This window comes from Nocardia sp. NPDC020380, assembly GCF_044386975.1.
Lineage (GTDB): Bacteria > Actinomycetota > Actinomycetes > Mycobacteriales > Mycobacteriaceae > Nocardia.
In genome coordinates this window covers 612,744-635,568 of the sequence record NZ_JBIRVQ010000003.1, presented here as the reverse complement: position 1 = coordinate 635,568, position 22,825 = coordinate 612,744, and the positions used below count along the sequence as shown (strand labels likewise).

Here is a 22,825-nt window from a genome sequence, read left to right as displayed (position 1 = left end):
GGCCCCGCCGGTTTCGCCGGCGGGGCCACTCACGTCTGTTCCGGGTTCAGGGGAGTTCGTAGTCGAACCAGATCCGGTGGGTGCCGTCCGCGTCGACGAGGAGGTCGCCCTTGCCGGTGATGCCGGCGAGTTCTCCGGTGCCGCTGCCGGTGACGATCGCGAAGTAGCCGTCGGTGCGCGTGGCGCCGTCCGTGGTGGCGGAGTGGACGAAGTTGAAGGCGCCCGCCTTGCCGTCCAGTGTCCCTTCGAAGGACTCCATGGCCAGATAGGTGCCTATCCCCTTCTCCTGGTCGAAGGCGGCGGTGAAGACGGTGGCGGAGCGTCCGGCGATCTCGCCTTCGAAGAGCTTCTCCATGAGCGCCGTGCCGACCGGTAGCCCGGTGCTGATGGCCGGGTCCGGCGCGATATCGGTGGGTACGAAGGATTTGACGTTGAAGGTCCCGCTGGCTCGCATGGGTCAGACCGTATCGGACCTGCTGGTATCTCTCTTGTAAGAAAGCGACAGTTGCTCCGGTCACCCCAGTTTGGAGGGGGTTGGCCTGGTCCTGTAGTCTTGGCCAGTCGCTGCCCCATGCGACGGCACTCTGTTGTGACTAGTGCTGTGAGAGTGGGCCCCGGTTCGGTTTGAGAGCCAACGGCCCCGAGGCGGCGGTGAATACCCCAGACCAGTCTGCGGCGGTTTCCGATGTTAGTCGGAAGCCCGCCGTGTGAGCAGAGTGCCGAGCATTTCGAGCACTCGAACAGAAAGAAGGGCAGCCGACCGATGGCAACGTACGCGATCGTCAAGACCGGCGGAAAGCAGTACAAGGTCGCGGTCGGTGACCTGGTGAAGGTCGAGAAGATCGAGGGTGAGCCGGGCACTGCGGTGTCGCTGTCGCCGGTGCTGCTTGTTGATGGCGCCGAGCTGACCACCGATGCTGACAAGCTGGCGAAGGTTTCCGTGTCCGCCGAGGTCGTAGAGCAGACCAAGGGCCCGAAGATCCGGATCCACAAGTTCAAGAACAAGACCGGCTACCACAAGCGTCAGGGCCACCGTCAGAAGCTGACGGTCCTGAAGGTCACCGGCATCAAGTAATCCGACTTGGGGTTCGTCACCCCGGCACGAGGAGTTTGACATGGCACATAAGAAGGGTGCATCCAGCTCGCGCAATGGTCGCGATTCGAATGCCCAGCGGCTCGGCGTGAAGCGCTTCGGCGGTCAGGTCGTCAAGGCCGGCGAGATCCTGGTTCGCCAGCGTGGCACGCACTTCCACCCCGGCGTCAATGTCGGCCGTGGCGGCGACGACACGCTGTTCGCCCTCGAGGCGGGCGCGGTCAAGTTCGGCACCAAGCGTGGCCGTAAGACCGTCAACATCGTGGTTCCGGAGCCGGTGAACGCCTGACCGGCGCACCGGAGTCCTCTCCACTTACTTCCGAAGCGGGTCAGGGTGTACAACCCTGGCCCGTTTTGTGTTTTTTGATACGCCGGATCACGGCATACGAGTCCTGAAGGAGGATGATCACCGACATGTCCAAATTCATCGACCGTGTCGTGCTGCACGTTCGTGCGGGCAAGGGTGGCCACGGGTGCGCCTCGGTGCGCCGGGAGAAGTTCATGCCGCTCGGCGGTCCCGACGGCGGGAACGGCGGTAATGGCGGGGATGTGATCCTCGAGGTCGACCCGAACGTCCACACGCTGCTGGATTTCCATTTCCATCCGCATGCCAAGGGCGGTAACGGCAAGCCCGGTGAGGGCAGCAACCGCAGTGGCAAGCAGGGTGAGGAGCTGCTGCTGAAGGTGCCGTCGGGCACGGTGATCATGAGCGAGGACGGGGAGGTGCTGGCCGATCTGGTCGGCGCGGGTACCCGGTTCATCGCGGCGCAGGGTGGTCGCGGTGGTCTCGGCAATGCGGCGCTGGTGTCGAAGGCGCGCAAGGCGCCCGGTTTCGCGCTGCTCGGCGAGGACGGCCAGGAGCGGGATCTCGTTCTGGAGCTGAAGTCGGTCGCGGATGTGGGCCTGGTGGGTTTCCCGTCGGCGGGCAAGTCGTCGCTGGTGTCGGTGCTGTCGGCGGCCAAGCCGAAGATCGCGGACTACCCGTTCACCACGCTGGTGCCGAATCTCGGTGTGGTGCAGTCGGGCGATACCACGTTCACCATCGCCGATGTGCCGGGCCTGATTCCGGGCGCGAGCGAGGGGCGTGGCCTGGGCCTGGACTTCCTGCGGCATCTGGAGCGGACCGCCGTGCTCGCGCATGTGGTGGACTGCGCGACGCTGGATCCGGGCCGGGATCCGATCTCCGATGTGGATGCGCTGGAGGCCGAGCTGGCCGCGTATCAGCCTGCGCTGAAGGCCGATACCGGCCTGGGCGAGCTGGCGGACCGGCCGCGCGTGGTCATTCTCAACAAGACGGATATCCCGGATGCGGACGAGCTCGCCGATATGGTGACCGCGGAGTTCGAGTCCCGGGGCTGGCCGGTGTTCAAGATCTCGGCGGTCAGCCGGGAAGGCTTGCGGCCGTTGACATTCGCGCTCGCGCAGATGGTGCTCGAGTATCGCGCCTCGCAGATCGTGGTGGAGCCGAAGCGGCCCGTGCTGCGGCCGGTTGTCAAGGGCGACAGTGGATTCCGGGTCGTGCTCGATCCCGAGATCGAGGGCGGGTTCATCGTGCACGGTGAGCGTCCGGAGCGCTGGGTGGCGCAGACCCAGTTCGACAATGACGAGGCCGTGGGCTACCTGGCGGACCGCCTGGCCCGCCTGGGCGTCGAGGACGAGCTGGTGAAGCTGGGCGCGGAACCGGGCGCCTCGGTGACCATCGGCGATTACGTCTTCGATTGGGAGCCTTCGATTTCCGCGGGCGTGGAGACGCTGCTGACCCGCCGCGGTGTGGATCCGCGACTCGAGCAGACCGACCGTATCGGCGCCGCCGAGCGCAAGCATGCCTCGCGGGTGCGCCGTGGTCTGCTGTCGGAGGACGAGGAGTAGTAGCGCGCGGCGATACCCTCGTGCGCAGTGCGGCGGGCGGGGGTGCCGCGAGTGAGAACGGAAGTGCGGCGATACTTTTCGTATCGCGAGCGAATTGAGGTGTGGTGCAGGTGAGTTCGGGTATCACGCAGGCGGAGGCCGGAGTGACCGGTGCGAGCGAGGTGAGCGAGGCACGCCGGGCGATCGCGACGGCGCGCAGCGTGGTCGTGAAGATCGGCTCCTCGGCGCTGACGAGCCTCGAGGGCGGGCTCGATACCGGCCGGCTGGATGCGCTGGCCGATGCGGTGGAGACGCGTATGCGCGCCGGATCGGATCTGGTCGTGGTGTCCTCCGGCGCGATCGGCGCCGGCATCGCGCCGCTCGGATTGTCCAAGCGCCCCAAGGATCTGGCCACCAAGCAGGCCGCCGCGAGCGTCGGCCAGCTGGCTCTGGCGCACGCGTGGGGCACGTCGTTCGCCCGCTACGGCCGTGTGGTCGGCCAGGTGCTGTTGAGCGCCGGTGACTTCGGCCGCCGCGAACAGCACCGCAACGCGCAACGCACCCTGGACCGCCTGCGCTCCCTGCACGCGATCGCCGTCGTCAACGAAAACGACACTGTCGCAACGGAAGAGATCCGTTTCGGCGACAACGACCGCCTGGCCGCCCTGGTCGCCCACCTGGTCGGCGCCGACGCCCTCATCCTGCTGTCCGATGTCGACGGCCTCTACGACGGCGACCCCCGTAAGGGCGCAGCCAATTTCATCCCCGAGGTCCGCAGCAGCGCCGACCTGGACGGCGTCATCGCCGGCAGCGGCGGCGCCCTCGGCACGGGTGGCATGGCCTCCAAACTCTCCGCTGCCCGCCTGGCCGCCGACGCCGGCGTGCCCGTGCTGCTGGCGGCGGCTTCCGATGCGGCAGCAGCCCTTTCGGGCGCTACGGTGGGCACCGCTTTCGCGGCCCGCCCGGTCCGCTTGTCCGCCCGCAAGTTCTGGGTCCGCCACGCCGCCGACCCGCACGGCGCGGTCCATCTCGACGCCGGCGCGGTCCAGGCCGTCGCCGAACGCCGCCGCTCCCTCCTGGCCGCCGGCATCACCCAGGTAACCGGCCACTTCTACGGCGGCGACGTCATCGACCTCGTCGCCCCCGACGGTCACGTAGTGGCCCGCGGCGTAGTCGCTTACGACAGCGACGAACTCGACTCCATGAAGGGCCGCTCCACCTCCGACCTCCCCGACAGCATGCAGCGCCCGGTCGTCCACGCCGACGATCTCGTGAAGGTCTAGCCGCCGCGCGCCGGCGGTTCGCGGAGCGGAACTGCCTCGCAACGATTTTCGATCCGCGGCGGCGCAGCTCGGCTGCGTCTCGCTTGCGAGGCCGGACGGTGCGGAGAGTGGCAATCGCGCTGTGGATTCGGCATCCGGAATGTGCAGTGTGGGTGGTGGGCACGGATATCCGATGGGAATCCTACTGGGCGGGCGGTTTGGTTTGTGGGCGTGTTGGTGGGCGCGCGGGGGGATGGGCGGGGGAAAGGCGTGGAAAGGGCAGTGGGCGGGCGGGCTGTCCGGCGCATCCTGGAATGGCACCCGGCGCCGCATCGAGATGTGCCCTTCGCCGATAGCGATTGCCTGGATCCGGCGCGGTCCGCCCTTGCCGCGTCGGGCTCGCGGTCCGGTGATCGCCCGCGGCGCCGGGTGTGCCCGCACCGCCGTGGGAGGTAGGTATGTACGTACCGCAACCGGATAACACACAGTTGTGGCGGGCGAGCGGCCGTGACAACAGTTTCGAGATTCGCCCCCTGCTACCCGACTGGCACGAACTGCTGGCCGCCTTCTGCGGCCATATCGGGGACCAGCCCGAGGACCATCCGGTCACGCGCTGGGCCCGTACGCTCGCCGAACTGCATCTGCAGCGCCGCAACCACTCCGGCGACGCCGGTGGCATCGACGAGCTACGCGCGCAAGTGGTCCGCTTCATCGATGAGTGGGTGGCGAATCGGGCGCTGCGGAGGGGTGCAGCGCGTGGTGAGTCCCTGGGGTCGGTGGTGGATGCGATGGCCGCCGCGCATGTGCGCGCGGTGTATCTGCTGAAGACCGTGGAGAAGGTGTCCGACGAACAAGTGCACGCGGCGTGGTTCATGCTGGCGCAGATGGCGGACGGCTGGACCGATCGTGCCGCCCAGGTGGTCACTCCGCACGCCCGCCGCACCGCGTGAGCGCCGGACCGCCACTTCCGGAGACGTCCCGGCCGGCCGAGCGCAGGCTCGCCGGGGCCGCGGGGATGCGGGTCGCCCGAGTGCCGTGATCCGGTGCTCGGGCGGCCCGGCGCGGTGATCGGCGCAGGGGGCCGATCACCGCCCGGGGGTGTTCTTACCAGGCGGGGTGCGCTTCGAGAATGCTGTCGGGCCCCGCGGTGGGGATGATGCGGCTGAGGGTGAAACCGCTGCGCGACAACAGGGTTCCGAAACTGTGCGCATCGCGTTCCCGGCCGGTCGCGTTCACCAGCATTTCGAGATCGGTGAACTTGCCGACGTGCGGGCGCCCGTGCTCGGGCAGCACGATATCGATGAGCAGCAGACGCGCGGCGGGATCCATCGCTTCGCGGACCGTGCGCAGGATGCGTTCGGCGTCTGCGTCGGACCAGTCGTGGATGATGTGTTTGAGCAGGTAGGCGTCGCCGCCCTTGGGCGCGGTCTCGAAGAAGGACCCGGTTTCGATGGTGAGCCGGTCGGCGAGACCGAGATCGGGCAGCTGCATGGCGAGCTCCGCCACCACTTCCGGCAGATCGAAGACCACCCCACGGGTGGAGGGTGTGCGCCGCAGCAGGTCGGTGAGCAGACTGCCCTGTCCCGCACCGATATCCACGATGGTCCCGAACTGCCCGAAGTCGTAGGCGGCCAGCAACGTGTCCACCGAGAGCCCGCTGACGGCGGTCATGGCGCGGTCGAACAGCTCGCCGATCTCCCGGTTGGTGGCCGCGTATTCGAAGAAGTCCATGCCGTCGAGCGCCGGGCCGACCGACTTCCCGGTGCGCACCGCGTCGGCGAGATGCCCCCAATGGGTGCGGTGGTATTCGGATCCGAAGAACAGGAACAGGTCTCGCAGCGATACCGCGCCCTCGCCGCGCAGGGCCTGGGACATCCGGTTCAGCTGGTAGCCGCCGTCCCGCCGCTGCTCGAAGATGCCGAAGCTGACGAGCAGCCGTAGCAGCCGCCGGAGTGCGTCCTCGTCGACGCCGAGCTCCCGCGCGAGCTCACCCGGCTGCCGCGGTCCCCGGGCCAGTGCGTCGGCGATGCCGAGTTGTGCCGCCGCGCTGATGGACTGCGACAGGAAACCCATCATGTGTAGTTCCAGCAGCGCGATGTGACCGGGTACCAGCCGCCGGTGCAGGGCCGCCAGTCCGTCGCGGAACCGGCCGACGGCCCGGACCAGTGGGAGCGGCGGGACCTTGGGTGCTGCGGACGCCATGAGGAACTCCAAAGGGTCGTGTGGCGGCTGCTCGGGGATATGTGGAGGGTACGCGGAATGTAGCTGGCGAATAGCGAAATTCGGGCGCGGGGCGTCAGGCGGAGAAGGCGGCGGCGTTCTCGCGGGCCCACTGGGCGTAGCTGCGGGCGGGAACGCCGAGCAGGGATTCGGTGGTATCGGCCACGGGTTGCGGCGTGTCGGCGAGCGCGGCCCACGCGGTGAGCAGAGCGTCGACGATGAAGGCGGGCATGGTGACCGACATCTGGCGGGCGGCCTGCTCGGGGCTGACCCGGACGACCGGGATCTCGCGGCCGAGCGCCTCGCCCAGCAGCGCGATCTGACGTTCGAAGCTGACCGCTTCGGGTCCGGTGAGACTGACTGTGCGGCCACGCAATTCGGGGCCGGTGAGGGCGGCGACGGCGATATCGGCGATGTCGCCGGGATGGATCATCGCCAGGGCGGCCTGCGGATAGGGGAGTTCCACGGGCTGCTTGTCGACGATGGTGCGGGCCCAGGAGAGGGAATTGGAGTCGAAGCCGCCGGGCCGCAGCACCGTGGTGAGGATTCCCGAAGCGGCGAGGGCCTTTTCGACCGCGAGGTGGCGGGCGCCGATCGGATTGTCCGCCGCGGTGGGGCTGTCGACGGCGGAGGAGGAGAGCAGCACGATGTGGTCGACTCCGGCCGCGCCGGCCGCGGTGACGAAGGCGTCGATCCCGGCGGGCTCGGCGTAGAGGAAGACCTGGCGGACTCCGTCGAGGGCGGGGCCGAAGGTCTCCGGCGCGTCGAGCCGCAGTTCGGCGACCTCGACGCCGGCGGGCACGGTGAGTTCGGCGGGGGCCTTGCTGGCGGCGCGGACCGGCTGGCCGGCGGCGTGCAGCCGGTCGAGGACCGTGCGGCCGACCTGGCCGCGGACGCCGGTGATGAGGGTGGTCATGGTGGATCTCCGTTCCGGAAAATCTATGTCACGAGACAAATAGATGCTGTCATGCACATAATTGGGCGTCAACACATATGTTCACGGAGGCATGCATATGATGTGTCCATGACCGCGAAGGACGAGTACACCGCCGACGAGCTGCTGGATGCCGTGGGCCCGGCGTTCGGCAAGTTGCGCCGCGGCGTCCTGCGCGAGGTGGAGAACCCCATGTCCGCCAAGGACATGTCGCGCACGCTGGTGTTGAATATCGTTGCGGAGCAGAGTGTCTCGCCGGAGACCGAGGTGACGGTCGGCGGTCTCGCCGAGCATCTGTGCACCGATCCCTCGGTGGCCAGCCGCATGGTGACCGACAACATCAAGGCCGGCTACCTGATTCGCGTTCCTTCCCAGCAGGACGGCCGCCGCGCCGTCCTGCAGCTCACCCCCGCCGGTCAGGACCTCATCGCCCGCTTCCGCCGTTTCCAGCGTGAAGCCTTCGAATACATCACCGGCGATTGGCTCGAACATGATCGCCTGGAATTCGCCCGCCTCATGATCCGGTACGTGGATTCGATAGAGCGACTTCGTGATCGCCGCACCGCCCGAGAGGCCGCGACGGACGCGGATCAGGGCTGAGCGGACCCCGCCGGGTCAGGCGGGGGTGGCGAGGGCGAAGGGGAGGACCGCGTCGGCGCCGGCTGCGCGTAGGGCGCGGGCCGCCATGGTGAAGGTCCAGCCGGTGTCGGTGAGGGCGTCCACCAGGAGGATGGGGCCTTCGATGTCGGTGAGATCCGGTGTGTCCCAGGCATTGTGGAGGGCGGCTACGCGGAGGGCCGAGTTTGCGGCGGAGATCGGCGGGAGGTCGGGGCGGAGGGGGAGGACGCCGAGGTCGCGGAGACGGCCCACCTCGGCGAGGCGGGCGGCGAGCGATCGGGTGAGAAGCGGGTGGCGCGGGGATTCCAGAGCCAGGACGGCGGTGGGCCGCTCGGTCCAGGTCCATTCGCGCAGCACGGTTGTGCAGGCGCGGAAGACCTCGTCGGGGACGGGGGCGTCGGGGCCTTCGATGAGGGTGCGCAGGCGCTGGCCCCAGCCGATATCGCTGAGGCGGCCGAGGACGCGGCCGGTCTCGGCGCCGCCGGTGATCTTGCCGGACAGGGAGATTCCGAGTTTGGCCATGCCGGTGGGCCATTGCTTGCGCGGGGCGAGGTCGATGCCGGGGCGGTCCAGGCGGGTGCGGATGGCGGCCAGGTCGGCGGTGTCCACGGCGGTGTCGGCGCGGGTGCCGGTGCAGTTGTCGCAGCGGCCGCAGCCGGGGGCGCCGGCGGTCAGGCCCGGATCGTCGAGCTGGGCGCGCAGGAAGTTCATCCGGCAGGCGGTGGTGGACTGGTAGTCGATCATGGCCTGCTGCTCGGCTTCCCGGGCGACGGTGAGGCGTTCGTAGCGTTCGGTGTCGTAGGTCCAGGGCCGGCCGGTGCCGATCCAGCCGCCGCGCACGCGGCGGACCGCGCCGTCGACATCGAGGACCTTCAACACCATTTCGAGGCGGGAGCGGTTGAGTTCGACCTGCGGTTCCAGGGCGGCGGTGGAGACGGCGCGATCCGAGTCGAGGGCCGAAAGCACCGAGCGGACAATGTGTTCGCGCGGGAAGGCCACCGAGGCGAAGTAGCTCCAGATGCGGCGGTCCTCCGGCCCGGGGAGCAGGATGACCTCCGCGCGGGCCGTGCCACGGCCGGCGCGGCCGACCTGCTGGTAGTAGGAGATGGGGGAGGAGGGCGCGCCGACGTGCACGACGAAGCCGAGATCCGGCTTGTCGAAACCCATTCCGAGCGCGGAGGTGGCGATGAGCGCCTTCACCTCGTTGCCGAGCAACGCGATTTCGAGGGCTTCGCGTTCGGTGGGGTCGGTCTGGCCGGTGTAGGCGGCGACGTGATGGCCGTGCGAGTTCAGTACGTCCGCGAGGTCGTGCGCGGCGGCGACGGTGAGGGCGTAGACGATGCCCGAACCGGGCAGCTCGTGCAGGCGCTTGCTCAGCCAGGCGGTGCGTGCCACGGCGTCGGGGATGCCGACCACCGACAGGTGCAGTGATTCGCGGTCCAGGGTGCCGCGCAGCACCAGTGTGTCCGTGCCGATCTGGGTGGCGACGTCGGTGACGACGCGGTCGTTGGCGGTGGCGGTGGTGGCCAGTACCGGTACCTCGGAGCCGAGATCGGCGATGAGCGTGCGGATCCGGCGATAGTCGGGCCGGAAATCGTGCCCCCAGTCGGAGACGCAGTGCGCTTCGTCGATGACGACGAGTCCGGCGTCGGCGGCGAGCTTGGGCAGTACCGAGTCGCGGAAGTCGGGGTTGTTCAGCCGTTCCGGGCTGACCAGCAGCACGTCCACCTCACCGGCGGCGACGTGCGCGTGGATCTCGTCCCACTCGGTGACATTGCCCGAATTGATGGTTGCCGCAACGACTCCCGCGCGTTCGGCGGCCGCCACCTGGTTGCGCATGAGCGCCAGCAGCGGTGACACGATGACCGTCGGCCCGCGCCCCTGCGCACGCAGCAGCTTCGCGGAGATGAAGTAGACCGCGGACTTACCCCAGCCCGTCCGCTGCACCACCAGTGCCCGTCGCCGCTGCACCACCAGTGCCTCGATGGCGGTCCACTGATCTTCCCGTAGCCGCGCGTCCGGTCCGGCCAGCTCGCGCAGCAGTCGTTCCGCGTCCTCCCGGAGGCCGGGTGCGGTCGAGGTCGAGGTGTCGGAATCGGTCGAGGTCACGCACTCCAGCATGCCCCACCCCACCGACACCCCACCCCCCCGCACCGCAACTTCGCACCCCCGCAACCTCACACCCCGCCCGGCATGCTGCGCCTCCGCCACCGCTGTCGCGTTCGTCCGAGGTCAGCCCGCCGCGGCCAAGTGGGCTTCGACCAGGGTGCGTACGAGGTTTTCGAGGGGTGGCCAGGGGAAGCTGGGGCGGTCCTGGCGGAGGGTGATGAGGCCGTGCAGGGCTGCCCAGAGGCAGGAGGCGGTGGTGGTGGGGTCGGGGCGCTGCGCCCGCGCATCGCGGTGCCCATCCACTACGCGTTCTCCAGCGGCCCGCTCGGTGACCGGATCATGACCAAATCCGATAAGCAGGGCCCGGAGCGTTTCCTCGTTGCCGCAGCGGATCTCGCGCCGGACACGGTGGTGCAAATACTCCCAACCGGACGGTCGCTGGCCGGGTGAAACTCCTGTTGGGAGCGCCTTGATTGCGGTGCAGTCAAGATCGCGCAGAATCCCGCGGCGGGACGGACAATGGGGGTCCGGGCACGAAGGGCGTCCCGGGGGTGCGCAGGGAGACGAGGATGCCGGAGAAGTTCCCATCGCCCGCGGGCTGGTCACCGCCGGGGGCGCAGTTCCGTAGCAAGAGCAATACTTCCAGAACTGTGACCGGGACACTGGTCGGTCTTATTCTCACCCCGATCGGCATCGCGTTCGCCGCGCGCGGCGCCGCCGGCACCAGGCAGTGGGTCATTCTCGGCAATCTCAGCGACCGCCTGGGCTCGACCTTCGAAATCCTGCTGGGCGCATTGATTTTCCTGATCGTGGCGGCGCTGGCCGCCTACTCGCCGCCGGGCACGCTGATCGCGGGACTGGTGTGGGGCGTGCTGCCCGGCGTCACCCATCTGATCTTCCCGGACGACACCTTCCGGTTGATCGGCGATATCCCGAAGATCTCGTCCGATATGCAGGTGGCGTTGTTCCAGTGGCTGCAGACGGGTTTCCCGCTCATTGTCGGCATCCTGCTGGTCGGGGCGGGAACAGCGGCGACCTTGCGCCGCCGCTGAACCACCCGTCCGCGAACCGGATCAGCCCTTCACGCACAGGACCTGGCGGAGCGTGGCAACGATATCCACCAGGTCCGCCTGCACGGCGATGACCTGGTCGATGTCCTTGTACGCCGCCGGAATCTCGTCCACGACCCCGGCATCCTTCCGCGACTCCACGCCCTCGGTCTGCGCGATCAGATCGGCTACCGTGAACTGCTTCTTGGTCGCATTCCGGCTCATCCGCCGCCCCGCCCCGTGCGACGCCGACTGGAACGAGGCCGCATTCCCCTTGCCCCGCACCACATACGACCGAGTCCCCATCGACCCCGGAATGAGCGCGAGATCCCCCGCCCCCGCCCGCACCGCGCCCTTCGCGAGGCATACTATTGAATGCCCTTGTTAGACCGAGCCATTCCGCTTGCGCCAGCGCCTGAGGTTGACACTTTGCACGGTTCTACCGAGTAGCTGCGCGGTCTCTTTGATGGGCCGGTCGAACAGTATCGCGTCTTCCTCGGGCATCCATTTCTTCTGTGTGTGCCCGAATCTGGTTGTGGGCGGTGTCCATTCGAGGATTTCGTTTGCGGCTGCTCGCTTCCGTGGCATTGCAAGTGTGCCTGGCTGGTAGCACCATCGTGCGAGGTCGACTGCGGCTCCGTTGGCGACCATGATGTTGTAGACACCGTCACGGTTATTGCGTCGCGCGGTGCGCTCGACGGCACAGACGGTGCTGATTTCAGCGCAGATGTGCTGTGCGAGATAGGGACTGGCGGTGACGGCGCTCACGAACGGGTAGCCCTTCGCGGTGAATCCGAGTGAGCCGTCGCCATCGATGATGCCACGGAGGTGGTCAGGTCGGGAGTACTCGTAGTCGGGTGGACGGATCGTTTCGGACTTCTTACCGATCGGAACGCCGAAACGCTCGAAGTCCTTGTGTATGGATACTCAGGATCCGAGTGACGTAACCGGTCTTGAAATTCGTGTCGCGTGTTCGAGTGCTGAGAGTCGACTTCCCTGGGATGTGTCTCTGTAGTTCTTCGAGCAACGCTGCGTCACGCTCTGCCGGCTCGATCGATAAGCGTCCCCTTCCTCGTGAATAGCTGGAGTGTGTGCCGTCCGTCTGGAACAGGCCGACCATGTATGAGACCTCTGCGCGAGTCAGATCGAGCATGCCTCGATGATCACCGGCAAGCTCTCGCACGCATGTGCGAGTCTCCGATTCTGTCTGTTTTACGCGGTTTTTCGCGGCGTGTCTTTCGCGGTCCGCGCCTGTGCCTGGTCATCTAGGGGTCGAACCTGTAGCGGCTCAACGAATTTGGCCAGAGCCGCTGCCCGGCGGCCTCAGGGTTCGACGAAGTCGGCGGCGAGGCCGCAGAGTTTCCAGGAGCCTTCGCGGCGGACCATGGTGCCGGTGTAGTCGATGTCCTTGAAGTAGCCGCGGTATTTGTCGGGGACGTTGGTGAAGGCTTCGTGGAAGGCGAAAGTGGCGTTGTTCGGGTCGGTTTGGGTGACGCCGGTGACGGTGTTGGTGAAGCCGGCGGATTTCACTTCGGCGCCGAGGGTTTTGTCGTATTGCGGGGTGTATTGCAGGACGATCTGGTCGATTTCGTCGGCGGTCTCGGGGCAGACGAGGGAGCGGAAGCCTTCCCAGTCGCGGGCATTGGAGGTGGCGGTGACGGCCTTGGTGGTCTGCACCAGGTCGGCGTCGAGGGTGGTGGGGTCGCCGGGTTCGACGGCCCGGTCGGGGGCGTTGAAGACGACGGGTTCGGGTAAGGGCACGTAGCCGGTGGCGGCCAGGTTGCCTTCCAGGAAACGGCGCCAGCTGCCGTCGTCGATCATCATGCGCACGATGGCGGTGATGCGGGTCTGCAGGTCGAGATCGCCCTTGCGGATGCCGATTCCGTAGCGTTCGCGGGTGAAGCGGTGCCCGGCCACGCGCAGCATGCCGGGGTGTTCGTGGGCGAAGCCGGCGAGGATGACGTCGTCGGTGCTGACGGCGTCGGCGGTGCCGGAGATGAGGTCGGCGACGCACTGCGTGTAGGTGTCGCGGGTGCTGAGCTTGACGTCCTGGGCGAAGCTGCGCCGGATCTTGTCGGCGGAGGTGGAGCCCTCGGCGGTGCAGACGGTGCGTCCGTCGAGGTCCTCGGGCCGTTCGATGTCCTTCTCGCTCTGCCGCACCAGCAGGTCCTGCCCGGTCATGAGATAGGGCCCGGCGAAGGAGACGAGTTGCTGGCGGCCCGCGGTGATGGAATAGGAGGCGACGACGAAATCGACTGCGCCGGAGTTCAACAGGTTTTCCCGCTGGTCGGATCTGGCTTCTTTCCAGGTGATGTGATCGGGGGTGACGCCGAGTTTGGCGGCGATATAGCGGGCGGTGTCGATATCGAATCCGTGCGGGGTGCCGTCCGGTGCGCGGACGGAAAGTCCGGGTTGGTCGAATTTGATGCCGATGGTGAGCGTTCGCGGTGGCGGTAGCGGCTGCTGGGGGATCGGGGTTGTCTGCTGGCCGCAGGCTGTCAAGGTCAGACCGGCCGTGAGGGCGACGGCACGGAACGCACGCAGCATCGAACCTGATCTCCTGTCATCGACGCAGTGGAATAACGGGAAGAACAAGCCGGGCCGGGGCGCCGGAATGGCGACCGCTCAGCACATGCGTGCATCCAATCACCCGCGATGACGAAACGTGTGCACATTCGCAATCAGCGTGTGCTGAACATTTGCGGCTAGCGGGTGCGCAACCCGTCGACCATGACGGCGAAGGCGCGGGCGTGAATTCCGGGATCGGCCCCGCCGTCGTGGATGGCGAGGAACAGTCCCTTCAGAATTGCCATCAGATCGTCGATGCCGATATCGGTCCGCACCGCGCCCGCCCGTTGTGCGGCGGTCAGCAATTCGCCTATGGCGCTTTTCATTTCGAAGGTCTGTGCCAGGAAGTCCTGGGCGCGCCGGGGTCCGATGGCGTCGGCGAGGTCTCTTTTGACGCCGCCGTCGGCGGCCATCTGTGCCAGGTAGTCGAAGAACGCGCCGCCCGGGTCGTCGGTTTCGGCGCCCGCCCGCGCGATGGCGGTCATGCGCTCGACGCGGTCGAGCATGGCGGCTTCGAACAGGGCTTCCTTGGTGGGGAAGTGCCGGTACACGGTGCCCGCGCCGACTCCCGCGCGGCGGGCGATCTCGTCCAGTGGCACGGAAATGCCTTCGGTCGCAAAGGCTTCCTGTGCGGCGGCCAGGACGCGGTCGCGATTGCGGCGGGCGTCGGCGCGCAGTGGACGGTCGGTCATCTCCGGAAGCCTACCCGGCCATTGACAAGCGGGGCGAGCGCCCCGAATACTAACCGGGTCCTACGTTCCGTTTTTGGAGGCAGCAATGTCCACTCCCGTAACCACCCCTCGTGACCTGGTCGAACAGCTTTTCACCGGGCTGCCCTCGCGCAATGCCGGCGGTTTCGCCGACCTGATGGCCGAAGACGCGGTGTTCGAATTGCCGTTCCGGGTGCCCGGCATGCCGGCGCGGCTGGAGGGCCGGGATCAGATCCGCGAGTATCTGGCGAACCGCTGGACGGGCATGTCCGGCTTGGAGATCCACGGCATCACCCCGCACATCTACGAGACCACCGATCCCGGGGTCTTCGTGGTCGAGAACGACGTCGACATGACCCGCCCCGGCCAGGAGCGGCGTTCGGTGCGCAGCTCGGTCAATGTGGTCCACGTCCGGGACGGCCAGGTCACGCTGTTCCGCGACTACATGGACACGGCTCGGCTGCTGAGTCTGGCCTTGTCGCAGCTGTGACGGTTATTACCCACCGGATCGCGGACAAACAGTTAGTGCGTTAACTATTGTTGCCCTAACGACGATGATCGAGGAGGGCCGGCACATGGCATCGGAGGCCGAGGATCCGCTGCGGCTGGACCGGCAGGTCTGCTTCGCGCTGGCGGTCGCCAATCGCGCGGTGCTCGCGGTGTATCGGCCACTGCTGGAACCCATGGGGCTCACCCATCCGCAGTATCTGGTGATGCTGGCGCTGTGGGGGGAGGCGCCGATGTCGGTCAAGGACATCGGCGAGGCCATTCAACTCGATTCGCCGACGCTGTCGCCGCTGCTCAAGCGGTTGGAGGCCGCCGGGCTCATCACCCGGCGGCGGGACAGCAACGACGAACGCAATCTCGTCGTCGATCTGACTCCGGAAGGCCGGGCGCTGCGCACCGAGGCGGAGAAGATTCCGCCCGCCGTGGTGGAACGCCTTGGTGTGAGCCTGGCCGATCTGGAGGAACTGCGCGAGGTGCTGAATCGCGTCAACAACGCGGCACGTCGCTCGGTGCCGGCGGAACCGTCGAAGGGAACCCGGAAGTGAAGCGTCCCAACCCCATTCAGTGGATCGGCTACTCCTACGGTCGCAAACTACCCGACGACCTGCGGGATTGGGTCCGCCACGATCTCACCGGAACCTTCGCGCTGCCCCGGCACATTGTGCGCGGGCTGTTCCCGCTGACCCCGATCTTCGCGCTGTTCCTGCTGTTCCCGGGCGAACTGTGGTTGCGCGGCGCCATGATCCTGCTGGCCGTACTACTGGCGGTGTTCTACATCGTGGCCTACATGCCGATGAACCGCGCACACCGCTTGGCGAAACACGGCTTCCCCCAAGACCTGGAGAACCCCGCCCGCGCCACCCGCCGCGCCGCCGAGCGCGCCGCTTACGAGGCGCGCTACCCGCACTGAGTGGTTACTGCGCGTCGGGGCCGCAGGCGGAGGTCACGACATGCGCGGGTTGGGCTTGGGCGCTGCCGAGGTCCGGGAAGGGCGGGTTGCTCTGGCCGAGGCTGGTGACGGCGGCCTGTTCGGCGTCGCCCTTGCTGCCGCCGGTGGCCCAGCCGAATTGGCCGTCCGCGCCCTGGGCCACGGCAGCGCAGCCACCCGTGAAGTGCAGGACTATCTCGCAGTCGTAGTTGGAGCAGTCGCGGATGACGGCGGCGTCGGCGGCGGTCTTGCTGGGCAGGCCCGCGTCGACCACGGCGGAGTTCTTCAGCCGTGAGACCGCGATGGCGCCGTAGTACTGGCCGGGCTGGTCGGCGGCCGCCGTGCCGGCCGCGCCGATCGTGCATCCGACAGTCATGGCCGCGGTGAGAGCGGCCATCCGTGCGAGAGACAAGAGCTTCCCCGAGACATCTGAAGATCAACTGACCTTCGCGATGCTACGCAAATCGGGCGTGCGTGAACAGGTTTCGCGCTGGGATTCGGCTGTGAAGCGGGTGATGCCGTGGTCAGCGGGCCTCGGACCTGGTGTGGGCCAGGGCCCGGCGCAGCGCGTCGAAGGCGGCGGCATTGGCCTGCCGGGTTTCCCGGAGGTGGAAGGCCATGGTCATGAAGCCGTGCACGGTGCTGTCCCAGCGGTGGATCTCCACGGGCACACCGGCGGCCTGCAATCGGTGGCCGTAGTCCTCGCCTTCATCGCGCAAGGGGTCGAATTCCGCGGTGGCGATGTGGGCGGGCGGGAGTCCGGTCAGGTCGGCGACGAGGGGATTGGCGTAGGGGTCGGACCGTTCGGCGTCCGAGTTCAGGTATTGCTGCCAGTACCAGCGGATGTGCGCGGCGGTGGTGAAGTAGCCCTCGGCGTTCTCGGTGTGGGAGCCGTTGTCGCAGAACGGATTCAGCAGCGGATACATGAGCAGCTGGAACACGAGGTCGGGGCCGCCGTTGTCGCGGGCCTGCAGCGCGGCGACGGTGGCCAGATTGCCGCCCGCGCTGTCACCCGCGACGGCCACCCGCTCCGGATCGCCGCCGAGGGATTCGGCATTGTCGGCGACCCAGCGCAGGACGGCGTAGGCGTCGTCGGCGGCGGCGGGGAAGCGGGCGTCGGGTGCGCGTCGGTAGTCCACCGACGCCACGATGACGCCCGCCGCGTTGGCCATGGTGCGGCAGAAGCGGTCGTGACTGTCCAAGCCGCACAGCACGAATCCGCCGCCGTGATAGAAGACCACCACACCCGGTGTCCCCTCGGTATCGAGCGGCCGGTAGAGCCGGACCGGCACCTCGGGCGCGTCCTCCGGGCCGGGCACCAGCCAGTCCTCCACGCCCGCAATGGGAATCGGCTCGATCGGCGCGGCGGGCCGGGCGGCCAGGAAGGCCCGCGCCTCCCCGGCATCGAGCACCTCGGTGCCGAGTTTCGGGAAGGCGGCACTGGCGGCGTCGATGAAGGCGCGCCATTCGGGGGACAGCGGCATCGTGAATTCCTCGGGGAGACCGGTCGATCGGTGGATTACATGCCGCGCGGAATGAACTTGCCCGCGGCCAGACCGCCGTCGACCGAGACTTCGGCGCCGGTGATGTAGGCGGCGGCGTCGGAGGCGAGGAAGGCGACGAGTTCGGCGACCTCTTCGGGCAGGCCGGAGCGTTCCAGCGGGAGGGTGGGGAAGCTGCCCGGGCCGGTGGTCAGGTACGGCACCATCGGGGTGGCGATGGGGCCGGGATAGACGGAGTTGACGCGGATCTGGTTGAGGCCCAGCTCCAGTGCGGCGACCCGGCTCAGGCCGCGCAGGGCCCACTTGGAGGAGCCGTAGGCGGCGTGGTTCATCAGGCCCTCGAGGCCGGACTGCGAGGAGATATTGACGATCGAGCCGCCGCCCGCCTCGATCATGGCGGGGACCGCGGCCTTGATGCCGTTGAAGGCGCCGATCAGGTTCACCTTCAGGATGCGTTCCAGCTCTTCGGAACTCGTCTCCATGATCGGCTTCATGGTGTAGATGGCGGCATTGTTCACCAGGACGTCGAGCTTGCCGAAGGCGGAGACGGCCGCGCCGACGGCGGCGGCCCAGCTGTCGGTGTCGGTGACGTCGTGGCGGACGAAACGGGCGGCTGCGCCGAGGGATTCGGCGAGTTCCTTGCCTTCGGTGTCGAGCACGTCGGTGATGACCACCTGTGCGCCGCGTTCGACGAACAGGCGCGCCTCGGCGGCGCCCTGGCCGCGGGCGGCGCCGGTGATCAGGGCGACTTTGCCGGTGAGATCAGCCATTTCGACTTCCTTCTACTTGTTTCGACGGTGTTGGTTTTCACGAAAGTGGGGGATGACCTTGTCCCCCCATTGACGGATGGTTTCGAGGCAGGCCGCTTGCGGCACGGTCCCCATCTGGATCAGGCACAGGATCTCGTCGGCCCCGGCCTCCTGCAACCGCTCGACGTACGCGATGGCGTCGTCGGCATTGCCGTAGGCGTGTTCGGTATTGAAGATGGCGGTGGAGCCGGATTTCACGGGAATCCTGGCTTCGTGCAGGTAGGCGACGTGGTCCTCGGCGGCCTGCCGGATCTTGGCGACCTCGTCGACGGCGGGGTCGACGGCTTCGTCGGGGACCGGGCCGGCGCCGTAGTAGTGCTTGATGGATTGGGCGAAGAATCGCTGGCCGCGTGCGCCGATCTGCTGGGCCTGTTCGCGATCGTCGAGCACGATGGTCGGGCACAGGGCCGCGAAGTGGTCGTTCACCACCGTGGACACGAAGCGTTCGCCGGTGCGGGCGGCAATGGCGTCGTCGTAGATGCCGCGCAGTTCGGCGATCTCCTCGATGCCCGCGAATCCCAGTACGAGAGCCCCGATTCCGTAGTCGGCGGCGAGTTTCAGGGTGTCCTTGCGGGTGCAGGCCATGAACAGCGGCGGATGCGGGCGTTGCACCGGCCGGGGCAGCAAATGGTGCGGCGGAATATCGAGAAGCTCACCGTGGTACTCGAATTCGCCTTCCGGGTCCTGCCAGGCGGCGGCGATCATGCGCAATGATTCCTCCACCTCCTGGTACGTACGCGCGGGATCGACTCCGCACATGGAGGTTTCGACCTCGGTGGCGCCGCGGCCCGCGCCCAGGTTCAACCGGCCGCCGGAGAGCACGTCCAGCATGGCGGCGCGTTCGGCGGCCCGCACCGGGTGATTGAAGTTGAACGGCATGCAGACCACGCCGTGCCCGATGCGGACGCGCGAGGTCTTGGCGGCCACCCAGGTGAGGAAGATTTCCGGTGCGCTCATGTGCGCGTACCACTTGAGCCCGTGATGTTCGACCGCCCAGACGGCATCGAATCCGACCTGGTCGGCCAGCACGGCCTGGTCCACGCAGTCGCGCAGGACCTGCGCCTCGTGTGCGGCGGTCGGGTCGGTCATCTGCGCTTCGAAGATCATCGAGAACTTCATCCGGGCTCCCTGTTCCTGGGGCGGCGAACCGCGAGTGCCGCCTGCGTCCGGCGCATCCGGGCGTCTATGCCTAAACGGAATACTTCTGTACCCATAGCCTCAGGTCATGCGCTTGTCTCAGTGGCCGGGACCACACGGTGCCGGTGCGCGCATCACCGCCTTAGCGTCGGATTCATGGAATTCGAATTCGATGTCGTTGTCGTTGGTTCCGGCGCGGCGGGTATGACGGCCGCGCTGACCGCGGCCTATCGCGGGCTGTCGGTGACGCTCATCGAGAAGAGCCGGCTGTTCGGCGGCTCGACCGCGCGTTCCGGCGGCGGCGTCTGGGTGCCGAACAATCCGGTGCTGCAGGCGGCGGGCGTGCCGGACAGCCCGGAGATGGCGCGGACCTACCTGAAAGCCGTTGTGGGCGATCGGGTTCCGGAGGCGAAGCAGCGGGCGTTCCTGGACCACGGCCCGGCCATGTTCCAGTACATCGGCGCGCGGTCGAAGTACTGGGACTTCGTCTACGACCGCGGCTACTCCGACTACCACCCGGAGTACCCGGGCGGGCTGGCGCAGGGCCGCAGCATCGAGCCCAAGCCGATCGACGGGCGGCTGCTCGGCGGGGATCTGCACAAGATCAATCAGCCGACCATGTCCGCGCCCAAGGGCATTGCCATCACGGTCAGCGACTTCCACGACCTGAACATGATCGCGCGCACCTGGAAGGGCAAGAAGACCGCGCTCAAGGTGGGTGCGCTGACCGCGCTGAACCTGATCAAGGGCGCGCTGCCGTTGAGTCTCGGCAAGGCGCTGGCCGCGCGGCTGTGGTTGTCGCTGCGCGATGCGGGCGTGCCGATCTGGCTGAACACGCCGCTGACCGAGCTGATCATGGAGGGCGACACCGTGGTCGGCGTGCGCGCCGAGCACGAGGGCCGGCCGGTGGTCATCAAGGCGCGGCGCGGTGTGGTGCTGGCCGCGGGCGGTTTCGAGCACAACCTGGAGATGCGCAAGCAGTACATCTCCGGTCCGCAGAACACCGCGTGGACCGTGGGCGCCACCGAGAATGTCGGTGAGGGCATCGTGGCGGGCCAGAAGGCCGGCGCCGCAGTCGATCTCATGGACGACGCGTGGTGGGGTCCGTCGGTGCGCAACCCCGACGGCCCGCCGTTCTTCTGCCTGGCGGAGCGGTCGCAGCCGGGCGCCATCATCGTGAACGCCAACGGTGAGCGGTTCGTCAACGAATCCGCGCCGTACGTGAATGTCGTGCACAAGATGTACGAGGTGGAAGCGGAAGTGCCGGGCAGCATTCCGGCGCATTTCATCTTCGATCAGAACTTCCGCGACCGGTACCTGTTCCTCGGCAACTTCCCCAAGCGGCCGCTGCCGCAGAAGTACTTCGACGCGGGGATCATCAAGCAGGCCGACACGCTCGCCGAACTGGCCGCGAAGCTGGGCGTGCCGGCGGATCGGCTGGCCGCCACCGTGGAGCGCTTCAACGGTTTTGCGCGCAAGGGGCGTGACGAGGACTTCCTGCGCGGCGATTCCGCTTACGACCGCTACTACGGCGACCCGACCGTGAAGCCCAATCCGACCATGGCGCCGCTGGAGCGCGGCCCGTTCTACGCGGTCGAGATGGTGCCCGGCGATCTCGGCACCAAGGGCGGCCTGGTCACCGACGAGCACGCCCGCGTGCTGAACGATCAGGGCGCGGTCATCGAGGGTCTCTATGCGGCGGGCAACAACTCCGCCGCGGTCATGGGCAACGACTACGCCGGCGCCGGCGCGACCATCGGTCCCGCCATGGTGTTCGGCTACATCGCCGCCAACCACCTCGCCGATCAGGAGACCGCCGAAACCGTTGCGGCGCCGGCCAAGCGGCCCGGTCGTCGCGCCGCGCAGAACCAGGAGAAGTGATATGGGACGGGCCGGCAGCAAGGTCGTGATCGTCACCGGCGGTGCGCGGGGCATGGGCGCGGCATTCGCGCGCACGCTTGCGGCCGAGGGGGCGAAGGTGGTCATCACCGATGTGCTCGTGGAGCAGGGGCAGGCGGTAGCCGCCGAGATCGGTGACGCCGCACTGTTCCTGCCGCTGGATGTGATCGACGAGGCCGCGTGGAACGATGTGGTCGCGCAGGCCGAGGCGAAGTTCGGGCCGGTCTCCGGGCTGGTCAACAATGCGGGCATCGTGCACGTGGATCCGATCGAGAAGCTCGCGGAAGCGGACTACCGCAAGGTGATCGACGTCAATCAGGTCGGCGTGTTCTTGGGCATGAAGGCGGTCATCGGGTCGATGCGGCGGGCCGGTGTCGGTTCGATCGTGAACATCTCCTCGACCGGCGGCCTGATCGGGTACTCGAACATCCTCGGCTACGTGGCGTCGAAGTGGGCGGTGCGCGGCATGTCCAAAACTGCCGCACAGGAATTCGCCGCCGACAATGTGCGCGTCAACTCCGTGCACCCGGGAATTGTCGCCACCGAAATGGTCGCGACCTCCGACCGGTCCGCTTCGATCGCCGCCAATCAGCCCATCGCCCGCCCCGCGTCCCCGCAGGAACTCGCCGACTTGGTGCTGTTCCTGATCTCGGACGAGTCCTCCTACAGCACCGGCTCGGAATTCGTAGCCGATGGCGGCTTCACCAGTCAGTAACCGGCCCTAACTCTCGGGGCTCTCAGGGGCAAGCCCCTGAAACCCCTTTTCCCGCTGCAAGACAGGAATATGGCAATGAAAGACTTCCGCGGCAAAGTCGCCGTCATCACCGGTGCGGGCGCCGGCATCGGCCGGGCCGTGGCCCTAGAACTGGCCCGGAACGGCGCGCAGCTGGCGTTGTCGGGCCGCAATCTCGACAGTGTGGCCGAGACGGCCGCACTGTGCGAGAAGGAGGGCGCGAAGGCGCGGGCGTACAAGCTCGACGTCACCGACCGTGCCGCGGTGTACGCGCACGCCGATGAGGTGGTCGCGGATTTCGGGAAGGTCAATATCGTCGTCAACAATGCGGGCGTCTCGCTGACCGCCAATATCGAGGACGTGACCTGGGAGGACCTGGAGTGGATCTTCGGCATCAACTTCTGGGGTACCGCGCACGGCACCAAGGCGTTCCTGCCGCACGTCATCGCCTCGGGTGACGGCCATATCGCCAATGTGTCCAGCATGTTCGGCCTGGTGGCCTGCCCGAGCCAGGGCGGCTACAGCTCCTCGAAGTACGCCATGCACGGCTTCACCGACGCCCTGCGCCAGGAAATGATCATCGCCGGCTACAACGTCGGCGTCTCCAGCGTCCACCCCGGCATGATCAAGACCGAGATCGCCTGGAAGGCACGGGCTTCGGCCAACCGCGACCGCGACGCCCTGGCCGCCAACTTCGACAAACTGGCCAAGACCACCCCGCAGCAGTGCGCCCACACCATCGTCGAGGGCATGCGAAAGAACAAGCCCCTCATCCTGATCGGCTCCGATGCCAAGGCCATGAACTGGATGCGCCGTCTCCTCGGCTCCGCCTACATGAAGCCCCTGACCGCCCAGATGCGCAAAGAAATCTGACTCCGGCGCCCGCCGCGATCCCGGCG

Annotated in this window: 25 protein-coding genes and 1 pseudogene; 13 read left to right on the top strand and 13 right to left on the bottom strand. The window is 67.6% G+C overall.

Annotated features, from left to right (window positions below):
- Window positions 1-46: 46 nt before the first annotated feature.
- The gene (locus ACH438_RS10565; protein ID WP_397003504.1) at window positions 47-454 is read right to left on the bottom strand and encodes a DUF3224 domain-containing protein; all 408 of its coding nucleotides are present in this window, start codon (window positions 452-454) and stop codon (window positions 47-49) included.
- A 309-nt stretch (window positions 455-763) separates the two neighbouring features.
- On the opposite strand from ACH438_RS10565, the gene rplU reads away from it, so the two are divergent.
- The 5 genes from rplU to ACH438_RS10540 all read left to right on the top strand — a co-directional run bounded on the left by rplU (window position 764) and on the right by ACH438_RS10540 (window position 5,153).
- Entirely contained in the window at window positions 764-1,075 is a 312-nt protein-coding gene (rplU, locus tag ACH438_RS10560; protein ID WP_397003502.1) for a 50S ribosomal protein L21, read from the top strand.
- A gap of 40 nt (window positions 1,076-1,115) precedes the next feature.
- Window positions 1,116-1,382: a 50S ribosomal protein L27 gene (gene rpmA, locus ACH438_RS10555; protein ID WP_397003500.1), complete on the top strand. Its 267-nt coding sequence runs from the start codon at window positions 1,116-1,118 to the stop codon at window positions 1,380-1,382.
- 125 nt (window positions 1,383-1,507) lie between these two features.
- Window positions 1,508-2,962, top strand: a complete 1,455-nt coding sequence (gene obgE / locus ACH438_RS10550) for a GTPase ObgE (protein WP_397003498.1) — start codon at window positions 1,508-1,510, stop codon at window positions 2,960-2,962.
- A gap of 161 nt (window positions 2,963-3,123) precedes the next feature.
- Window positions 3,124-4,224: a glutamate 5-kinase gene (gene proB, locus ACH438_RS10545; protein WP_397003744.1), complete on the top strand. Its 1,101-nt coding sequence runs from the start codon at window positions 3,124-3,126 to the stop codon at window positions 4,222-4,224.
- A 437-nt stretch (window positions 4,225-4,661) separates the two neighbouring features.
- Window positions 4,662-5,153 (top strand): DUF4254 domain-containing protein, encoded by a 492-nt coding sequence (locus ACH438_RS10540; RefSeq protein WP_397003496.1) that lies wholly within the window; start codon window positions 4,662-4,664, stop codon window positions 5,151-5,153.
- Between the two features lie 154 nt (window positions 5,154-5,307).
- Here ACH438_RS10540 and ACH438_RS10535 read toward each other — a convergent pair whose 3' ends face one another.
- Together ACH438_RS10535 and ACH438_RS10530 are read right to left on the bottom strand one after the other, a co-directional pair.
- Window positions 5,308-6,405 (bottom strand): methyltransferase, encoded by a 1,098-nt coding sequence (locus ACH438_RS10535; RefSeq protein WP_397003494.1) that lies wholly within the window; start codon window positions 6,403-6,405, stop codon window positions 5,308-5,310.
- Window positions 6,406-6,499: 94 nt separating this feature from the next.
- Window positions 6,500-7,339 carry an SDR family oxidoreductase gene (locus ACH438_RS10530; protein ID WP_397003492.1) on the bottom strand — a complete coding sequence of 280 codons (840 nt, stop codon included), beginning with the start codon at window positions 7,337-7,339 and terminating at the stop codon, window positions 6,500-6,502.
- Window positions 7,340-7,447: 108 nt separating this feature from the next.
- Between ACH438_RS10530 and ACH438_RS10525 the strand changes: the two genes are divergently transcribed.
- Window positions 7,448-7,957 (top strand): MarR family winged helix-turn-helix transcriptional regulator, encoded by a 510-nt coding sequence (locus ACH438_RS10525; RefSeq protein WP_397003490.1) that lies wholly within the window; start codon window positions 7,448-7,450, stop codon window positions 7,955-7,957.
- A 15-nt stretch (window positions 7,958-7,972) separates the two neighbouring features.
- Here ACH438_RS10525 and ACH438_RS10520 read toward each other — a convergent pair whose 3' ends face one another.
- Both ACH438_RS10520 and ACH438_RS10515 read right to left on the bottom strand, forming a co-directional pair.
- Window positions 7,973-10,096 carry a RecQ family ATP-dependent DNA helicase gene (locus tag ACH438_RS10520; protein WP_397003742.1) on the bottom strand — a complete coding sequence of 708 codons (2,124 nt, stop codon included), beginning with the start codon at window positions 10,094-10,096 and terminating at the stop codon, window positions 7,973-7,975.
- A gap of 111 nt (window positions 10,097-10,207) precedes the next feature.
- The gene (locus tag ACH438_RS10515; RefSeq protein ID WP_397003488.1) at window positions 10,208-10,387 is read right to left on the bottom strand and encodes a hypothetical protein; all 180 of its coding nucleotides are present in this window, start codon (window positions 10,385-10,387) and stop codon (window positions 10,208-10,210) included.
- Between the two features lie 266 nt (window positions 10,388-10,653).
- Between ACH438_RS10515 and ACH438_RS10510 the strand changes: the two genes are divergently transcribed.
- Window positions 10,654-11,136, top strand: coding sequence for a hypothetical protein (locus ACH438_RS10510; RefSeq protein ID WP_397003486.1), 483 nt, complete (start codon window positions 10,654-10,656; stop codon window positions 11,134-11,136).
- Window positions 11,137-11,157: 21 nt separating this feature from the next.
- Here ACH438_RS10510 and ACH438_RS10505 read toward each other — a convergent pair.
- From ACH438_RS10505 to ACH438_RS10490, 4 genes and pseudogenes are all read right to left on the bottom strand, one after another.
- Window positions 11,158-11,493 (bottom strand): annotated as a pseudogene (locus ACH438_RS10505) (RtcB family protein); the annotation flags it as partial.
- A 24-nt stretch (window positions 11,494-11,517) separates the two neighbouring features.
- Window positions 11,518-11,901, bottom strand: a complete 384-nt coding sequence (locus tag ACH438_RS10500; RefSeq protein WP_397003484.1) for a hypothetical protein — start codon at window positions 11,899-11,901, stop codon at window positions 11,518-11,520.
- Window positions 11,902-12,456: 555 nt separating this feature from the next.
- Window positions 12,457-13,680, bottom strand: a complete 1,224-nt coding sequence (locus tag ACH438_RS10495; RefSeq protein ID WP_397003482.1) for a glutamate ABC transporter substrate-binding protein — start codon at window positions 13,678-13,680, stop codon at window positions 12,457-12,459.
- A 158-nt stretch (window positions 13,681-13,838) separates the two neighbouring features.
- Window positions 13,839-14,393: a TetR/AcrR family transcriptional regulator gene (locus tag ACH438_RS10490; protein WP_397003480.1), complete on the bottom strand. Its 555-nt coding sequence runs from the start codon at window positions 14,391-14,393 to the stop codon at window positions 13,839-13,841.
- An 85-nt stretch (window positions 14,394-14,478) separates the two neighbouring features.
- On the opposite strand from ACH438_RS10490, the gene ACH438_RS10485 reads away from it, so the two are divergent.
- The 3 genes from ACH438_RS10485 to ACH438_RS10475 all read left to right on the top strand — a co-directional run bounded on the left by ACH438_RS10485 (window position 14,479) and on the right by ACH438_RS10475 (window position 15,828).
- Window positions 14,479-14,901, top strand: a complete 423-nt coding sequence (locus ACH438_RS10485) for a nuclear transport factor 2 family protein (RefSeq protein WP_397003478.1) — start codon at window positions 14,479-14,481, stop codon at window positions 14,899-14,901.
- Window positions 14,902-14,986: 85 nt separating this feature from the next.
- Window positions 14,987-15,463 carry a MarR family winged helix-turn-helix transcriptional regulator gene (locus ACH438_RS10480; protein ID WP_397003476.1) on the top strand — a complete coding sequence of 159 codons (477 nt, stop codon included), beginning with the start codon at window positions 14,987-14,989 and terminating at the stop codon, window positions 15,461-15,463.
- Window positions 15,460-15,828, top strand: a complete 369-nt coding sequence (locus tag ACH438_RS10475) for a DUF5313 family protein (protein ID WP_397003474.1) — start codon at window positions 15,460-15,462, stop codon at window positions 15,826-15,828. Before ACH438_RS10480 ends, ACH438_RS10475 begins: the two co-directional genes overlap by 4 nt.
- A gap of 4 nt (window positions 15,829-15,832) precedes the next feature.
- Here ACH438_RS10475 and ACH438_RS10470 read toward each other — a convergent pair whose 3' ends face one another.
- The 4 genes from ACH438_RS10470 to ACH438_RS10455 form a co-directional block, all read right to left on the bottom strand.
- Window positions 15,833-16,243, bottom strand: a complete 411-nt coding sequence (locus ACH438_RS10470; protein ID WP_397003472.1) for a DUF4189 domain-containing protein — start codon at window positions 16,241-16,243, stop codon at window positions 15,833-15,835.
- Window positions 16,244-16,370: 127 nt separating this feature from the next.
- Window positions 16,371-17,330 (bottom strand): alpha/beta hydrolase, encoded by a 960-nt coding sequence (locus ACH438_RS10465; RefSeq protein ID WP_397003470.1) that lies wholly within the window; start codon window positions 17,328-17,330, stop codon window positions 16,371-16,373.
- A gap of 35 nt (window positions 17,331-17,365) precedes the next feature.
- Window positions 17,366-18,118: a glucose 1-dehydrogenase gene (locus tag ACH438_RS10460; RefSeq protein WP_397003468.1), complete on the bottom strand. Its 753-nt coding sequence runs from the start codon at window positions 18,116-18,118 to the stop codon at window positions 17,366-17,368.
- A gap of 12 nt (window positions 18,119-18,130) precedes the next feature.
- Window positions 18,131-19,276, bottom strand: a complete 1,146-nt coding sequence (locus ACH438_RS10455; protein ID WP_397003466.1) for an LLM class flavin-dependent oxidoreductase — start codon at window positions 19,274-19,276, stop codon at window positions 18,131-18,133.
- Window positions 19,277-19,450: 174 nt separating this feature from the next.
- On the opposite strand from ACH438_RS10455, the gene kstD reads away from it, so the two are divergent.
- The 3 genes from kstD (at window position 19,451) to ACH438_RS10440 (ending at window position 22,799) form a co-directional block, all read left to right on the top strand.
- Window positions 19,451-21,175: a 3-oxosteroid 1-dehydrogenase gene (gene kstD, locus ACH438_RS10450; RefSeq protein WP_397003464.1), complete on the top strand. Its 1,725-nt coding sequence runs from the start codon at window positions 19,451-19,453 to the stop codon at window positions 21,173-21,175.
- A 1-nt stretch (window position 21,176) separates the two neighbouring features.
- Window positions 21,177-21,908, top strand: a complete 732-nt coding sequence (locus ACH438_RS10445; RefSeq protein WP_397003462.1) for a glucose 1-dehydrogenase — start codon at window positions 21,177-21,179, stop codon at window positions 21,906-21,908.
- A 75-nt stretch (window positions 21,909-21,983) separates the two neighbouring features.
- Window positions 21,984-22,799 carry an SDR family NAD(P)-dependent oxidoreductase gene (locus ACH438_RS10440; protein ID WP_397003460.1) on the top strand — a complete coding sequence of 272 codons (816 nt, stop codon included), beginning with the start codon at window positions 21,984-21,986 and terminating at the stop codon, window positions 22,797-22,799.
- Window positions 22,800-22,825: the final 26 nt, after the last annotated feature.

Excerpts from the sequence above, each read along its gene's own strand:
- ACH438_RS10565 (WP_397003504.1), bottom strand. The coding sequence starts at position 454 with ATGCGAGCCAGCGGGACCTTCAACGTCAAATCCTTCGTACCCACCGAT.
- rplU (WP_397003502.1), top strand. The coding sequence starts at position 764 with ATGGCAACGTACGCGATCGTCAAGACCGGCGGAAAGCAGTACAAGGTC.
- rpmA (WP_397003500.1), top strand. The coding sequence starts at position 1,116 with ATGGCACATAAGAAGGGTGCATCCAGCTCGCGCAATGGTCGCGATTCG.
- obgE (WP_397003498.1), top strand. The coding sequence starts at position 1,508 with ATGTCCAAATTCATCGACCGTGTCGTGCTGCACGTTCGTGCGGGCAAG.
- ACH438_RS10540 (WP_397003496.1), top strand. The coding sequence starts at position 4,662 with ATGTACGTACCGCAACCGGATAACACACAGTTGTGGCGGGCGAGCGGC.
- ACH438_RS10535 (WP_397003494.1), bottom strand. The coding sequence starts at position 6,405 with ATGGCGTCCGCAGCACCCAAGGTCCCGCCGCTCCCACTGGTCCGGGCC.
- ACH438_RS10530 (WP_397003492.1), bottom strand. The coding sequence starts at position 7,339 with ATGACCACCCTCATCACCGGCGTCCGCGGCCAGGTCGGCCGCACGGTC.
- ACH438_RS10525 (WP_397003490.1), top strand. The coding sequence starts at position 7,448 with ATGACCGCGAAGGACGAGTACACCGCCGACGAGCTGCTGGATGCCGTG.
- ACH438_RS10520 (WP_397003742.1), bottom strand. The coding sequence starts at position 10,096 with ATGCTGGAGTGCGTGACCTCGACCGATTCCGACACCTCGACCTCGACC.
- ACH438_RS10510 (WP_397003486.1), top strand. The coding sequence starts at position 10,654 with ATGCCGGAGAAGTTCCCATCGCCCGCGGGCTGGTCACCGCCGGGGGCG.
- ACH438_RS10495 (WP_397003482.1), bottom strand. The coding sequence starts at position 13,680 with ATGCTGCGTGCGTTCCGTGCCGTCGCCCTCACGGCCGGTCTGACCTTG.
- ACH438_RS10490 (WP_397003480.1), bottom strand. The coding sequence starts at position 14,393 with ATGACCGACCGTCCACTGCGCGCCGACGCCCGCCGCAATCGCGACCGC.
- ACH438_RS10485 (WP_397003478.1), top strand. The coding sequence starts at position 14,479 with ATGTCCACTCCCGTAACCACCCCTCGTGACCTGGTCGAACAGCTTTTC.
- ACH438_RS10480 (WP_397003476.1), top strand. The coding sequence starts at position 14,987 with ATGGCATCGGAGGCCGAGGATCCGCTGCGGCTGGACCGGCAGGTCTGC.
- ACH438_RS10470 (WP_397003472.1), bottom strand. The coding sequence starts at position 16,243 with ATGGCCGCTCTCACCGCGGCCATGACTGTCGGATGCACGATCGGCGCG.
- ACH438_RS10465 (WP_397003470.1), bottom strand. The coding sequence starts at position 17,330 with ATGCCGCTGTCCCCCGAATGGCGCGCCTTCATCGACGCCGCCAGTGCC.
- ACH438_RS10460 (WP_397003468.1), bottom strand. The coding sequence starts at position 18,118 with ATGGCTGATCTCACCGGCAAAGTCGCCCTGATCACCGGCGCCGCCCGC.
- ACH438_RS10455 (WP_397003466.1), bottom strand. The coding sequence starts at position 19,276 with ATGAAGTTCTCGATGATCTTCGAAGCGCAGATGACCGACCCGACCGCC.
- kstD (WP_397003464.1), top strand. The coding sequence starts at position 19,451 with ATGGAATTCGAATTCGATGTCGTTGTCGTTGGTTCCGGCGCGGCGGGT.
- ACH438_RS10445 (WP_397003462.1), top strand. The coding sequence starts at position 21,177 with ATGGGACGGGCCGGCAGCAAGGTCGTGATCGTCACCGGCGGTGCGCGG.
- ACH438_RS10440 (WP_397003460.1), top strand. The coding sequence starts at position 21,984 with ATGAAAGACTTCCGCGGCAAAGTCGCCGTCATCACCGGTGCGGGCGCC.